Below are 13,100 nucleotides of genomic sequence, written 5' to 3' on the forward strand. Positions count from 1 at the left end.
GGCAGAAAAAGGTTCTTCACGGAGTGGTGGGGGCGATGATCTTTGGGGTCGGGTCGGGTCGGGTCGGGTCGGGCCGAGCTGGCTTGGGCTTTGGTGCTGTGAGCTTATCCGTTCGATTTGGCGAGGCTGCCGGCCCCTTCCGCCTCTACGGCGGGTCCATTTTGTCTTGGCAAAATAGACGAAAACCGCTCGCTCCTGCATCCGGCCCTACGCTGCGCTCCGGGTCCCCTCCCTCCGGTGTCTTGCGGGGCCACGCGGCCTACGACTTGCTTCGCAAGTCTACATCTCGCGTCTTCGGCTAACGCCGAAGGGTGCTGCGCACCTGCCCCTTCAGACACCTCCACTCGGCCTCCTGACGTCGCACCTTGTGGCGTCTGAACTTGCGCGCACGAAGATCAAGAGCAAAAAAGAGCAAATCGGTGGTTTCACCAAGCTGTAATTTCGAAGATGCGTCAGCCCAGGCGCCGCCCGTAACTTCGCGACTTCAAGAGGGGACCCGGAGCGCAGCGTAGGGCCAGATGCAGGAGCGAGCGGTTTTGCCTACTTTTCCCAAGCAGAAAAGTAGGCCGCCGTAGAGGCGGAAGGGGCCGGAAGCCTCGCCACATCAAATGGATAAGCCCACAGCACCCAAACCCATAAAAAAAGCGGCAGGGAAAACCCCACCGCTTTTGCCTTTCACTTGAAACTTACCGCTTCAAGCTCGCAGCTTTATTTCACTTCTACCGCCAGGCTTTCGGCAATCTTGCTCTGCCAGATCGCAGGGCCGGTGATGTGCACCGACTCACCTTTGCTGTCGACCGCGACAGTCACCGGCATGTCCTTGACCTCGAACTCGTAGATCGCTTCCATGCCCAGTTCGGCGAACGCCAGCACCTGGGATTTCTTGATCGCTTGAGCCACGAGGTACGCAGCGCCGCCGACGGCCATCAGGTACACGGCCTTGTTGTCCTTGATCGCGTCGATCGCGGTCGGACCACGCTCGGACTTGCCGATCATGCCCAGCAGACCGGTCTGCTCGAGGATCTGGCGAGTGAACTTGTCCATACGGGTCGCGGTGGTCGGACCGGCTGGGCCGACGACTTCTTCACGCACTGGATCGACCGGGCCGACGTAGTAGATGAAGCGACCTTTCAGATCGACCGGCAGCTCTTCGCCACGGTTGAGCATCTCGACCATGCGCTTGTGCGCAGCGTCGCGGCCGGTGAGCATTTTGCCGTTGAGCAGGACGGTCTCGCCCGGCTTCCAGCTCTGCACGTCTTCCGGGGTCAGGGTGTCGAGGTTGACGCGACGCGCCGAAGGACCCGCTTCCCAGACGATTTCCGGGTAGGCGTCCAGCGACGGCGCTTCCAGCTCGGCAGGGCCCGAACCGTCGAGGACGAAGTGGGCGTGACGGGTGGCGGCGCAGTTCGGGATCATGCAGACCGGCAGGGACGCTGCGTGGGTCGGGTAGTCCATGATCTTCACGTCGAGCACGGTGGTCAGGCCGCCGAGGCCCTGGGCACCGATACCCAGCTGGTTGACCTTGTCGAACAGCTCGAGGCGGATTTCCTCGATGCGGTTCTGCGGGCCACGGGCTTTCAGTTCGTGGATGTCGATGGATTCCATCAACACTTCCTTGGCCATGACCGCAGCTTTCTCGGCGGTGCCGCCGATGCCGATGCCGAGCATGCCAGGTGGGCACCAGCCGGCGCCCATGGTCGGAACGGTCTTCAGCACCCAGTCGACGATCGAGTCGGACGGGTTGAGCATGGCCATTTTCGACTTGTTCTCGGAGCCGCCGCCTTTGGCCGCCACGTCCACTTCCACGGTGTTACCCGGGACGATGGAGTAGTGGATGACCGCCGGGGTGTTGTCCTTGGTGTTCTTGCGTGCACCGGCCGGGTCGGCCAGGATCGAGGCGCGCAGGACGTTTTCCGGCAGGTTGTAGGCGCGGCGCACGCCTTCGTTGATCATGTCGTCGACGCTCATGGTGGCGCCGTTCCAGCTCACATCCATGCCGACGCGGACGAACACGGTGACGATACCGGTGTCCTGGCAGATCGGGCGGTGGCCGGTGGCGCACATGCGCGAGTTGATCAGGATCTGGGCAATGGAATCGCGCGCAGCGGGCGACTCTTCACGCAGATAGGCTTCGTGCATCGCCTGGATGAAATCAACGGGGTGGTAGTACGAAATGAATTGCAGGGCATCGGCGACGCTCTGAATCAGGTCGTCTTGCTTGATCACGGTCATGCAGCGCGCTCCTCTTAAACACGGGAACATTCAATAAGGTATTCCGACGCGGACAGGCCGAGTTGTCGAAACGACCTTTCAGACGCGCCAGGACGGGGTGTCCGACGCAAAAAAGGCGCGGCAGTATAGCGCGGCTCGGCTTTTGGTTCACGCGCCAGTGGTCCAACCATGGTCGGTTATCGCCCGGCATCGATCTTGCTGGTTTTGCTGCGAGCGCTGGCCTGACGTGAGTAACAGGCCTAGATTGGCCGGAGAATATTCCAGGGAGATGAACAGCAATGCCCGAACTGCGTGTAGGCGAGCGCCACTGGTCGGTGGCGGCCGGCAGCAACCTGCTCGACGCCCTCAATGAGGCGGGTTGTGCCGTGCCTTATAGCTGCCGCGCTGGCAGTTGCCATGCTTGTCTGGTGCGCTGTCTCGACGGTGCGCCGGCGGACGCGAGCCCCGAGGCGCTGAGTCTGGCACAGCGGGACGCGGGCTGGCGGTTGTCCTGCCAATGTCGGGTCGAGACGGACCTGCGCGTGGCGCTGTTCGATCCGCACCGCGACGGTCAGCCGGCGCGGGTGCTGGCTGCCGACTGGCTGGGCGGCGAAGTGCTGCGCTTGCGCCTTCAACCGTTGAACGGCCTGCGTTATCAGGCGGGCCAGCATCTGCTGCTGTGGAATGCCGAGGGCGTGGCCCGGCCTTACTCGCTGGCCAGCGTTCCGGGCGAGGATCCGTTCCTGGAGTTTCATATCGATTGCCGTCATCCCGGCGCGTTCTGTAGCTCGGCGCGGGCGTTTTCGGTGGGCACGGAATTGCGCCTGGGTGAACTGCGTGCCGGCGCGCTGCATTACGACCCGGACTGGCAGGAGCGGCCGCTCTGGCTGCTAGCGGCGGGCACCGGCCTGGCGCCGTTGTGGGGCATTTTGCGCGAGGCGTTGCGTCAGGAGCACCGTGGGCCGATTCGCCTGTTGCACTTGGCGCGGGACCGGGACAGCCATTATTTGGCGTCGGCATTGCAGGAGAGGGCGGCGCGGCACCCGCAGGTGCAGGTGGAGCTGGTGACACCGGATGAACTGCCGGCGGCCCTGGCCTCATTGAAGGTGCAGTCGCGGCAGACCGTGGCGCTGGTGTGCGGGGCGCCGGGGAGTGTGGAGCAGTTTTCGCGGCGGTTGTTTCTGGCGGGAGTGCCGAGGAATCAGGTGTATTCGGATCTGTTTGTCGGGCATGCGTGATTTTCGAGCCCCACTGGCCATAAACAAAAACGCCCGGCCTAAGGCCGGGCGTTTTCATTTACAGCAGCCAGATCAAACCAGCGGGTCACCGACGTGCAGGATCTTCATGCCGTTGGTGCCACCGATGGTGTGGTAGCTGTCGCCCTTGGTCAGGATCACCCAGTCACCCTGCTTGACCACGCCACGCTTCAGCAACTCGTCCACTGCTGCTTGGCTGACCTGCTCCGGCGCCAGTGCGGCCGGGTCGAACGGCACGGTGTAGACACCACGGAACATCGCCACGCGGGCCTGGGTCTCGCGGTGCGGAGAGAAGGCGAAGATCGGGATCGAGGAACGGATCCGCGACATGATCAGCGGGGTGTAGCCACTCTCGGTCAAGGCGATGATCGCCTTCACGCCCGGGAAGTGGTTGGCGGTGTACATGGCGGCCAGCGCGATGCTTTCGTCGCAGCGGCTGAACTGGGTGCCCATGCGGTGGCTGGAGGTTTTGCTGGTCGGGTGCTTTTCAGCGCCGAGGCAGATCCGCGCCATGGCCTGCACCGCTTCCAGCGGGTAGAGGCCGGCAGCACTTTCCGCGGACAGCATGACGGCGTCGGTGTAGTCCAGCACGGCGTTGGAGACGTCGGACACTTCCGCGCGGGTCGGCATCGGGTTCTGGATCATCGACTCCATCATCTGGGTCGCAACGATCACAGCCTTGTTGTGGCGGCGCGAGTGCAGAATGATTTTCTTCTGGATGCCCACCAGCTCGGCGTCGCCGATTTCCACACCCAGGTCACCACGGGCAACCATCACCGCGTCACTGGCGCGGATCAGGCCGTCGAGGGTCTCGTCGTCGGCCACGGCTTCGGCACGTTCGATCTTGGCCACCAGCCAGGCGGTACCGCCGGACTCGTCACGCAGGCGACGGGCGTATTCCATATCGGACGCATCGCGCGGGAAGGAAACGGCCAGGTAGTCCACGTCCATTTCCGCAGCCAGCTTGATGTCGGCCTTGTCTTTCTCGGTCAGGGCCGGCGCGGTCAGGCCGCCACCCTTGCGGTTGATGCCTTTGTGGTCCGACAGCGGGCCGCCGATCAGTACCACGCAGTGCAGCGAATCTTCGGTGGCGGTCTCGACGCGCATGACCACGCGGCCGTCATCGAGCAGCAGTTCGTCGCCGACGCCGCAGTCCTTGACCAGATCCGGATAGTCGATGCCGACGATTTCCTGGGTACCGGCAGTCAGCGGGTGTGCGGTGGAGAAGGTGAAGCGGTCGCCGACCTTCAGTTCGATACGCTTGTTGGCGAACTTGGCGATACGGATCTTCGGACCTTGCAGGTCGCCCAGCAGCGCCACATGGCGGCCGTGGCGAGCGGCGATTTCACGGATCAGCACGGCGCGAGCCTTGTGCTCGTCCGGGGTGCCGTGAGAGAAGTTCAGGCGGGCGACATCCAGGCCGGCAAGGATCAGTTGTTCGATCACTTCCGGTGAATTGCTGGCGGGGCCAAGGGTGGCGACGATTTTGGTACGGCGGATGGTCATGCACAGACTCCTGTAGTGAAGCGCAGCGAAAGGCTACTCCTGAAAAACGCTGTAGTCATTGTTCCTTTGCACTACCTTGGGAGGGGTGTGGGTGGCGTTTGAACGGCCATCGCGGGCGTTGTCGGGCCACTGCAGTCAAACCTGACAACGGCTATAGATTTGTAGGAAAACGCCGATATAGTGCTCAGCAAAGGAGAACCCCCATGCGAGCCCTGATCATCCTGGCGCTGGCGACCAGCGTCGTCGGTTGCACCCGCTGGTCCATGGACCATCATCTGAACAACGCCTACCGGGCTTACGACCGGGGCGATTGCGAGCGCGTCATGCTGGAGCTGTCGCAGGTCGACCGGACCAGTCGCGCACGTCCGTTCATTCACCCGGAAGCCTCGATGCTGCGTGGCCAGTGCCTGGAGCGACAAAAGCTGTTCGTCGACGCGGCGCAGACTTACCAGTTCATCATTCAGCAGTACCCGCAGAACGAATACGCCTACCGCGCCCGCGCGCGTCTGGAGACCCTGGAGCAGTTGGGGCACTACCGCGCCGGTGAAGCGGCGGTGACCCATCCGGTGGGCGTGACGCCTCTTCGCTGATAACGCGCCGGGGCATTTTTGCTGTGGAACCTTTGTACCAGTCTGCGCTACTCTGATTGAAACAGACTGTGTACAAAGAGTTCACATCTGTACAAGAGCGGCACTAGCGCGACCCTGCTCAAAGGGTCATCCATTGCGATCCTCGCCATGCATACAGAGCGCCGAATAGAGCGTCACCTGCTCCCCTGTTTCCTCAAGGTATTCAACCGCTTCACGGATCAGCCCATCGGTTACCTGGGCAATGCTTCGGAAGACGGCCTGATGCTGATCAGCAACCTGCCACTGCTGGTTGGTCCGGACTTCGAACTGCAACTCAGGATCCCGAGCCGCACCGACGGGGTCCAGCGGGTCAACCTCACGGCCAGTTGCCTGTGGTGCCACGAAGACGAAAGTCCTGGCTTCTACGATTCCGGTTTCATGTTGTTGCAGGCGCCGCGGGAGTACGAGCAGTTGGTGGAAGCCTTGCGCGGCTACTTCAGTTTCCGCCCGTTGAACGCGTCGGCTTGAGTTAGACTTCGGCGATTTCCCCGTTCAGGACGAGGCCCGCCGTGAGCTCCATTTTCTGGCACGACTACGAAACCACCGGCATCAATCCACGCTGCGACCGGCCCTTGCAGGTCGCAGGCGTGCGTACCGATCTGGACCTCAACGAGATCGAGGCTCCGGTCAATCTCTTCTGCCAGCCCAGCGACGATATCCTTCCGCACCCGGCCGCGTGCCTGATCACCGGTATCAGTCCGGCGCAACTGGCCAGGGACGGTTTGGCCGAAGCCGACTTCATGACCCGGGTGCATGCCGAGCTGTCCCGGCCAGGTACCTGTAGTGCGGGCTACAACACCCTGCGCTTTGACGATGAAGTGACGCGCTACAGCCTTTATCGCAACTTCTTCGACCCCTACGCCCGTGAGTGGCAGGGCGGCAATACCCGCTGGGACCTCATTGATACGGTGCGCACCGCCTATGCCCTGCGCCCGGAAGGTTTTCAATGGCCCGAGGTGGACGGCAAGGTCAGCCTGCGCCTGGAGTTACTCAGCGCGGCCAATGGCATCGAACATGGCCAGGCGCACGAAGCGCTCTCGGATGTGCGTGCCACCATCGCTCTGGCCCGTTTGATCCGGCAGAAACAACCGCGCCTCTACGACTGGTTGTTTGCCCTGCGCAGTAAACAGAAAGTTCTCGACCAGATTCGCCTGTTGCAGCCCCTGGTACATATTTCCGGACGCTTCTCGGCCGCGCGTAATTATCTGGGGGTGGTGCTGCCGCTGGGCTGGCACCCGGCTAATCGCAACGCACTGATTGTTTGTGATCTTCATCAAAGCATTGAGCCGCTGCTGACGGAGGATTCCGAAGTATTGCGTCAGCGTTTATACACGCGGCGTGAGGAAATGCCTGACGGACAACTGTCAGTTCCCCTCAAGTTGGTGCACGTCAATCGTTGCCCGGTGCTGGCACCATTGAAGGTATTGCGCGCTGAAGATCAGCAGCGTTTAGGGCTGGATATGTCTGACTTGCTACAGCGGAGTGAACAGCTGATTGCCGCGAAAACGCAGTGGGAGAATAAATTGGCGTCAATTTATTCCGCTACTGAGTTCGCCGCCAGTGAAGACCCGGAACAACAGCTATATGACGGATTCTTTGGTGACCGTGATCGACGTTTGTGCGAGCAGGTGCGCAGTGTCGACCCACAACAATTGGCGGGTGAGCGCTGGATGTTCGATGACTCGCGGTTGTCCGAGTTGTTGTTCCGATATAGGGCTAGGAACTTTCCGTCGACCCTTAGTGAACAAGAGCAGTTGCAGTGGCGTGAATTCTGCCGGCAGCGCCTGACGAATGAAGCGATGGGCGCACCGCACACGCTGGCGGCGTTCGAATCCGCTTTGGCGCAGGCGTTAGGGGATGCTGACGGGGCGAAACGAGTATTGCTGGAGGAGTGGCGTAGCCACGCGCAAACGTTGAAACAACGATTGGCGCTATAAGATTTGTAAAGGAGAGGTAAATAAAAACGCCAGCAATGCTGGCGTTTTTCATGAATCCGCAAGGCAGGACCCGGGAATTAACCCAGCAGGGTTGCCCAGCCTTCAACAACATCACCACCCCATTTGGCTTTCCACTCTTTCAGCGTTTTGTGGTTGCCGCCTTTGGTTTCGATGACTTCACCGTTGTGCGGGTTCTTGTATTGCTTGACCTTGCGCGCGCGCTTGGTGCCGGCTGGTTTTGCCGCGGCGCCACGAGGTGCCTTGTTCAGTTTGGCTTCCGGATCCAGCAGGGCAATGATGTCACGCAGGGATTTGCCGTGGGCCCCCATCAGGTTGCGCAGGTCCTTTTCGAATTCCAGTTCTTTCTGCAGCTTGTCGTCTTCAGACAGATTCTTCAGACGGGCTTGCAGTTCTTTGATGGCTTCTTCAGTCGCGCGATATTCGTTGATCAGGGACATGCGGCATTCCTTGGATTAGGTAGTTCGGGATAAACAGTGGGGCAATAATAGTCAGACAATGTGACCAAGTAAACATACAAGTGCGAGGGGATTTCAATGTTTGTTTGCCACGGCAGATTGTAGAGATAGAAATTTACAAATGTGTGCGGCGGCAACTACCCAACTTTTTAATGCAACGGTCGTTTCCGGGTGATGTTGTGCCCCGTCTTCGGGCGTGCCGTGGATGCGCCCGGACGTCACATCACTACTGTTGTTTTGCCGGGCAATCGTTAGAATGTGCGCCTTTGCGAGTTTCTGGAGCCCCCTGCATGCGTACCTATCGGCTGGTGATCGCTTGTCCCGACCGTGTCGGCATCGTCGCCAAAGTCAGTAATTTCCTGGCGTCCCACAATGGCTGGATCAACGAAGCGAGCCATCACTCCGATGACCTGAGCGGCTGGTTCTTCATGCGTCACGAAATCCGTGCCGATACCCTGCCATTCGATATCGAAGGTTTCCGCGAGGCGTTCGCGCCAATCGCCGAAGAGTTCTCGATGACCTGGCGGATCACCGACACCGACCAGAAGAAACGTGTCGTGCTGATGGCCAGCCGCGAATCCCACTGCCTGGCCGACCTGCTGCACCGCTGGCACAGCAATGAGCTGGACTACGATATTCCCTGCGTGATTTCCAACCACAACGACCTGCGCAGCATGGTCGAGTGGCACGGCATTCCGTTTTTCCACGTCCCGGTCGATCCGAAAGACAAACAGCCGGCGTTCGCCGAAGTGTCGCGTCTGGTCAAGGAACACCGTGCCGATGTCGTGGTGCTGGCGCGCTACATGCAGATCCTGCCGCCGCAGTTGTGCCAGGAATATGCCCAGCAGGTCATCAACATCCACCACAGCTTCCTGCCGTCCTTCGTCGGCGCCAAGCCGTATCACCAGGCATCCTTGCGCGGTGTGAAGCTGATCGGTGCGACTTGCCACTATGTCACCGAAGAGCTGGACGCCGGTCCGATCATCGAGCAGGACGTGGTGCGTGTCAGCCACAGCGACAGCATCGAAGACATGGTGCGTTTCGGTCGTGACGTCGAGAAGATGGTGCTGGCCCGTGGCCTGCGTTATCACCTGGAAGACCGCGTGCTGGTGCACGGCAACAAGACTGTGGTCTTCAACTGACAGCACGAGGGCGGTGCGATGCGTGATCCACTGGATAAAGCCGCCGCCCATGCCCCGCCCACCCTGGGCGAGGGTTGCCTGAGTCGCTATGACCCCGACGCGCTGAGCAGCGAGGATGGCACCGAGTTTCCCGGTGCCGCTGAGCTGTGGCAGGCGCAGCTAGCGGGTGATGCGCTCGAGCAAGTGTCGACCGAGCAGCCAGAGGAACACCGGCCCGCCGGCGACCAGGTAGAAGTAGTAGGTCACCACACGCCAGACCAGCACCGCCGCCGCCGCGGTTGATTTGCCCACCATGGGCGTCAGTAGCGTGGCCGAGGTCAGCTCCGCGGCGCCGGCGCCACCGGGCAGCAGGCTGACTTGCCCGGCGCTCAACGAAAGCACCTGCACCAGGAAGCTCGTTATCCACTGCAAGTTCCCGCCCAATCCGATCAATACCAAATACAGCACGCTGTAGCGCAGCGCCCAGTGCAGGCAGGTCAGGCCGAACACCAGCGCGAGAACGCGCCGTGGCAGGCGCAGGGTGGCCCGGAAGGCGCGGAAGAAATGCAGCAGGCGCCGCGCCCAGCGACGCCGGGTCAGTGGCGAAACCTTCACGCGCTTCAATAGCCGGCCGTTGAACCGCATCACTCCCCGTCGCCAGCGCACCAGCACCAGGCCCAGTCCCAAGGTGGCCAGCATCAGTACCGCGCTGCTGATCAGCAGTCCTTCGAGGCTACGATTGAAGCTGTGGAACAGGGTGTAGACGACGATCCCGAGGACGGCGAAGAGAAAGAACAGCAAGTCGTTCAACTGATCCATGGCGAACACCGCGCCGCTGTGGGCGGGCCGCACCCGGTCGCGGGACAGCAGCGCCATCAGCGTAAGCGGTCCGCCGCTGCCGCCTGGCGTGGAACAGATGGCGAACTCGGTGGCCATGATCACGCCGAGGCTGCGTAGGCGGCCGATCTTCTCGCCCTGGCTGCCCAATAACAGACGCAGACGCATGGCGTTGAGGGTCCAGCACAGCACGATCATGCCGAACAGCGCCAACAGCAGACCGGGCGGGAAACTGCGCAGTCGCGGCAGCAGTTCGCTGCCGCCAAGCACGGCTGGCACCAGCGCCGCCATGACCAGCGCCGCCAGCAACCAGCCGATGCGATTCACGGGCCGGGCCTGCTGGCCAGCCAGGCCATCTTGGTCATGGGCGTGCGCCCGTCCGCCAACAGGCGTTGCAGGGTCTGCAGCCAATAGCGCCGGGAAAAACCGTGGCGCATGTCCACCGGGTGCAGGCCGAGGCGAAGGGTACTGGCCTGTTGCTGGCGGCTTTCCTGATAGGTGCAGACCATTTTCGACAGACCCCGGCGCCAGGCGCTGCGGGCGCTCCAGACCAGCCCCGGGGCTTTCACCGTGCTGAAATCGGGCAGGCGATATAAATGCTGTGGATCGCTGGTGTAATGCAGCGGCAGTGTGCGCAGCGCCTGCCGCGTGCCTTCGCTCATCAGCCAGGCAGGCGCGACGAAGCCGCTCAGGGGCCAGTCCATCCGCTCGAACACCTCGATCCCGGCGCTCAGTCGCTGTAAGGCCTGATCCTGATCGAGGCTATGGAATTCGCCTTCCCACGTATAAATGCGGCGCATGAAGTACTCGCCGGGCGAGCGCGGCGGCGGGCCGTCGTCGGCGTGGTAGTAGCCGTGCAGCGCCAGTTCGTCGCCACGGGCCAGGCGCTGATCCATGACGCGGCGAAAGTCAGGGGCGTTCTCCAGCGCGTTGCACTTATGGAAGTCGGGTACCACCAGCAAGGTCATGGGAATGTTGCCGAGGGCATCCACCGCTTCGACAAAGGGCTGGTAGTCCGGCCAGGTCTTCGGCGCCACGTCGTGCAGCACCAGTAGCACACTGCGCTCGGGCGCGGGATTGGCATCAGGCATGGGCGCGCACCGGCAGGATGCTGTAGCCGAGCACGGCCCGGTAATGCTCCAGCAGGCCGCTGACCACGCTGTCCCAGCTGTAATGCTGCTCCACATGCAGGCGCGCCCGCTGGCCGAGGAGGGTGACATTGCGTTCGAACACTTGCGCCACGGCAGCGGCCATCGCCTGTCCGTCGCCCGGGGCGCAGAGTTGGCCGCAGCCAGGATCGACAATCTCGCGAAACGCCCCGGCCGCCACCGCCACCACCGGAATGGCGCTGGCCATCGCTTCGAGGATCACCAGGCCGAAGGTTTCCTGATCGCCGGCGTGCACCAGCAGGTCGGCGCTGGCCAGCAGCCGCGCCACTTCGCTGGCCGGGCGGAAGTGATCGAAGACGGTGACGTTGTCCGGCACATGGGCGGGCATGTGCGAGCCCACCAGCAACAGGTGATACGGCTTGCCCAGGCGCTGGATGCAGTCCAGCAGCACCGGCAGGTTCTTCTCCCGCGAACCGCGTCCGGCGAACACCAGAAGGCGGGTGTCGTCCGGCAAGCCCAGTTCGGCGCGCAGGCCCGGATCGCGATGGTCTGGATGGAAAGTGGCGAGGTCGACCCCGAGGCGCTGTACGTGGACATTGTCGATGCCGAGCCTGCGCAGCTTGCTGGCCATCACCTGACTGGGCGCCAGGACCCGGTCGAAATTGCCGTAGAGCTTGCTGACATAGGCTTCCACGTTCGGCGTGAACCAGTTGCCCATGCGGTTGCTCACCAGCAGCGGCAGGTCGGAGTGATAGAAACCGATCACGGGTACGTCCAGGCGCCGGCGCGCGCCGAGGGCGGCCCAGGCGGTGAGGTAGGGGTCACCGACCTCGATCAGGTCCGGTTGCAGTTCGTGCAGCACATTGCACCAGGGCGCGAGGCGCAGGGGGAAGCGATAGCCGTTGCCGAAGGGCAGGGGAGGTGCCGGGACTTCGTGGATGCCGTTGTGCTGGCAGGCGGTGGCGCCGGGGATCAACAGGCTGTGGCGTACGTTCGGGGTAAGTCCCAGGCGTCGGTGTTTGGCATCAAGATAGGTACGCACACCGCCGCTGGCGGGGGCGTAGAACATGGTGATGTCCGCGATATGCACGATCAGCATCCCTCCGGGATCGTCTTCAGAGACTGTCATCCGGCGTACTGGCTGCCGCGATGACGCGCCCTAAGGTTGACCTTCGTTAAGGATAGTTTGTTCGATCGGCGACAAAGGGCCCGGCGGCATTGCGCCGCCGGGCGGGGAGGGGTCAGATGCGGAAGCTGCCGACCAGATGTTTCAGGCGGCCGGCCTGTTCTTCCAGGTCGGAACAGGCGCGCAGGGTCGATTGCAGGTTCTCGACGCCTTCCTGGTTGAGCATGTTGATTTCGTTGATGTCCATGTTGATCGAGTCGACCACGGCGGTCTGTTCTTCGGTCGCGGTGGCGACCGACTGGTTCATGCCGTCGATCTCGCCGATGCGCTGGGTCACGCTGTTCAGGCGCTCGCCGGCCTGGTTGGCGATGGACACGCTGTCGTGGCTGTGGCGCTGGCTTTGACCCATGGTTTCCACCGACTCGCGGGCGCCGACCTGCAGTTCCTCGATCATGCTCTGCACTTGCTGCGCCGACTCCTGGGTGCGGTGGGCCAGGTTGCGCACCTCGTCGGCAACCACCGCGAAGCCGCGACCGGCTTCACCGGCACGCGCGGCCTCGATGGCGGCGTTCAGCGCCAGCAGGTTGGTCTGCTGGGAAATGCTGGTGATCACTTCGAGGATCTGACCGATGTTCACGGTCTTGCTGTTCAGCGTCTCGATGTGGGTGCTGGACGTGGAAATCATGTCTGACAGACGGTTCATCGCCTGGATGCTGCGGTCCACGACCTGCTGGCCTTCTTCCGCCAAGTGCCGCGCGGAGCTTGCCTGTTGCGACGCCTGGGCGGCGTTGTGGGCAATTTCCTGGGCGGCCGCACCGAGCTGGTTGATCGCTGCGGCGACACTGTTGGTGCGGTTGGTCTGCTCGTCGGAGTTGACCATCGACGAGTTCGA

At 62.3% G+C, this 13,100-nt stretch carries 12 protein-coding genes and 1 pseudogene; 6 read left to right on the plus strand and 7 right to left on the minus strand.

The window, feature by feature from the left end:
- Positions 1 to 708: 708 nt before the first annotated feature.
- The gene (locus CKW37_RS05940; RefSeq protein WP_095154747.1) at positions 709 to 2,232 is read right to left on the minus strand and encodes a fumarate hydratase; all 1,524 of its coding nucleotides are present in this window, start codon (positions 2,230 to 2,232) and stop codon (positions 709 to 711) included.
- Between the two features lie 278 nt (positions 2,233 to 2,510).
- On the opposite strand from CKW37_RS05940, the gene CKW37_RS05945 reads away from it, so the two are divergent.
- On the plus strand, positions 2,511 to 3,449 hold the full coding sequence (locus tag CKW37_RS05945) for an iron-sulfur-binding ferredoxin reductase (protein WP_095154748.1): 939 nt from the start codon (positions 2,511 to 2,513) through the stop codon (positions 3,447 to 3,449).
- Positions 3,450 to 3,521: 72 nt separating this feature from the next.
- Here CKW37_RS05945 and pyk read toward each other — a convergent pair whose 3' ends face one another.
- Positions 3,522 to 4,973, minus strand: a complete 1,452-nt coding sequence (gene pyk / locus CKW37_RS05950; protein WP_095154749.1) for a pyruvate kinase — start codon at positions 4,971 to 4,973, stop codon at positions 3,522 to 3,524.
- Between the two features lie 203 nt (positions 4,974 to 5,176).
- On the opposite strand from pyk, the gene CKW37_RS05955 reads away from it, so the two are divergent.
- From CKW37_RS05955 to sbcB, 3 genes are all read left to right on the plus strand, one after another.
- Positions 5,177 to 5,563, plus strand: a complete 387-nt coding sequence (locus CKW37_RS05955) for a hypothetical protein (RefSeq protein WP_095154750.1) — start codon at positions 5,177 to 5,179, stop codon at positions 5,561 to 5,563.
- A 147-nt stretch (positions 5,564 to 5,710) separates the two neighbouring features.
- Positions 5,711 to 6,070, plus strand: a complete 360-nt coding sequence (locus CKW37_RS05960) for a PilZ domain-containing protein (RefSeq protein WP_095154751.1) — start codon at positions 5,711 to 5,713, stop codon at positions 6,068 to 6,070.
- Between the two features lie 41 nt (positions 6,071 to 6,111).
- Positions 6,112 to 7,539: an exodeoxyribonuclease I gene (gene sbcB, locus CKW37_RS05965; RefSeq protein ID WP_095154752.1), complete on the plus strand. Its 1,428-nt coding sequence runs from the start codon at positions 6,112 to 6,114 to the stop codon at positions 7,537 to 7,539.
- Positions 7,540 to 7,616: 77 nt separating this feature from the next.
- Here the strand turns inward: sbcB and mvaT are convergent, their stop codons facing one another.
- Positions 7,617 to 7,997 (minus strand): histone-like nucleoid-structuring protein MvaT, encoded by a 381-nt coding sequence (gene mvaT / locus CKW37_RS05970; RefSeq protein ID WP_095154753.1) that lies wholly within the window; start codon positions 7,995 to 7,997, stop codon positions 7,617 to 7,619.
- A 308-nt stretch (positions 7,998 to 8,305) separates the two neighbouring features.
- Here mvaT and purU point away from each other — a divergent pair, with 308 nt between their 5' ends.
- Both purU and CKW37_RS33515 read left to right on the plus strand, forming a co-directional pair.
- Positions 8,306 to 9,157, plus strand: coding sequence for a formyltetrahydrofolate deformylase (gene purU / locus CKW37_RS05975; protein ID WP_095154754.1), 852 nt, complete (start codon positions 8,306 to 8,308; stop codon positions 9,155 to 9,157).
- Positions 9,158 to 9,175: 18 nt separating this feature from the next.
- On the plus strand, positions 9,176 to 9,439 hold the full coding sequence (locus tag CKW37_RS33515; RefSeq protein ID WP_371864271.1) for a hypothetical protein: 264 nt from the start codon (positions 9,176 to 9,178) through the stop codon (positions 9,437 to 9,439).
- Here the strand turns inward: CKW37_RS33515 and CKW37_RS05980 are convergent.
- The 4 genes and pseudogenes from CKW37_RS05980 to CKW37_RS33520 form a co-directional block, all read right to left on the minus strand.
- Positions 9,422 to 10,264, minus strand: a pseudogene (locus tag CKW37_RS05980) (lysylphosphatidylglycerol synthase transmembrane domain-containing protein); the annotation flags it as partial. The gene CKW37_RS33515 and the pseudogene CKW37_RS05980 overlap by 18 nt on opposite strands.
- Before the next feature lie 32 nt (positions 10,265 to 10,296).
- On the minus strand, positions 10,297 to 11,064 hold the full coding sequence (locus CKW37_RS05985) for a DUF2334 domain-containing protein (RefSeq protein WP_095154756.1): 768 nt from the start codon (positions 11,062 to 11,064) through the stop codon (positions 10,297 to 10,299).
- Positions 11,057 to 12,181: a glycosyltransferase family 1 protein gene (locus CKW37_RS05990; RefSeq protein ID WP_095154757.1), complete on the minus strand. Its 1,125-nt coding sequence runs from the start codon at positions 12,179 to 12,181 to the stop codon at positions 11,057 to 11,059. Before CKW37_RS05990 ends, CKW37_RS05985 begins: the two co-directional genes overlap by 8 nt.
- A gap of 142 nt (positions 12,182 to 12,323) precedes the next feature.
- Positions 12,324 to 13,088: a methyl-accepting chemotaxis protein gene (locus CKW37_RS33520; protein ID WP_371864274.1), complete on the minus strand. Its 765-nt coding sequence runs from the start codon at positions 13,086 to 13,088 to the stop codon at positions 12,324 to 12,326.
- Positions 13,089 to 13,100 lie beyond the last annotated feature (12 nt).

It is taken from the genome of Pseudomonas sp. Irchel 3E13 (genome assembly GCF_900187455.1).
Classification (GTDB): domain Bacteria; phylum Pseudomonadota; class Gammaproteobacteria; order Pseudomonadales; family Pseudomonadaceae; genus Aquipseudomonas.

What these genes read in the sequence shown, in the direction of transcription:
- purU (WP_095154754.1), top strand. Translation starts at nt 8,306, where the DNA reads ATGCGTACCTATCGGCTGGTGATCGCTTGTCCCGACCGTGTCGGCATC.
- CKW37_RS05945 (WP_095154748.1), top strand. Translation starts at nt 2,511, where the DNA reads ATGCCCGAACTGCGTGTAGGCGAGCGCCACTGGTCGGTGGCGGCCGGC.
- CKW37_RS05955 (WP_095154750.1), top strand. Translation starts at nt 5,177, where the DNA reads ATGCGAGCCCTGATCATCCTGGCGCTGGCGACCAGCGTCGTCGGTTGC.
- CKW37_RS05940 (WP_095154747.1), bottom strand. Translation starts at nt 2,232, where the DNA reads ATGACCGTGATCAAGCAAGACGACCTGATTCAGAGCGTCGCCGATGCC.
- pyk (WP_095154749.1), bottom strand. Translation starts at nt 4,973, where the DNA reads ATGACCATCCGCCGTACCAAAATCGTCGCCACCCTTGGCCCCGCCAGC.
- CKW37_RS33515 (WP_371864271.1), top strand. Translation starts at nt 9,176, where the DNA reads ATGCGTGATCCACTGGATAAAGCCGCCGCCCATGCCCCGCCCACCCTG.
- CKW37_RS33520 (WP_371864274.1), bottom strand. Translation starts at nt 13,088, where the DNA reads ATGGTCAACTCCGACGAGCAGACCAACCGCACCAACAGTGTCGCCGCA.
- CKW37_RS05985 (WP_095154756.1), bottom strand. Translation starts at nt 11,064, where the DNA reads ATGCCTGATGCCAATCCCGCGCCCGAGCGCAGTGTGCTACTGGTGCTG.
- CKW37_RS05960 (WP_095154751.1), top strand. Translation starts at nt 5,711, where the DNA reads ATGCATACAGAGCGCCGAATAGAGCGTCACCTGCTCCCCTGTTTCCTC.
- CKW37_RS05990 (WP_095154757.1), bottom strand. Translation starts at nt 12,181, where the DNA reads ATGCTGATCGTGCATATCGCGGACATCACCATGTTCTACGCCCCCGCC.
- mvaT (WP_095154753.1), bottom strand. Translation starts at nt 7,997, where the DNA reads ATGTCCCTGATCAACGAATATCGCGCGACTGAAGAAGCCATCAAAGAA.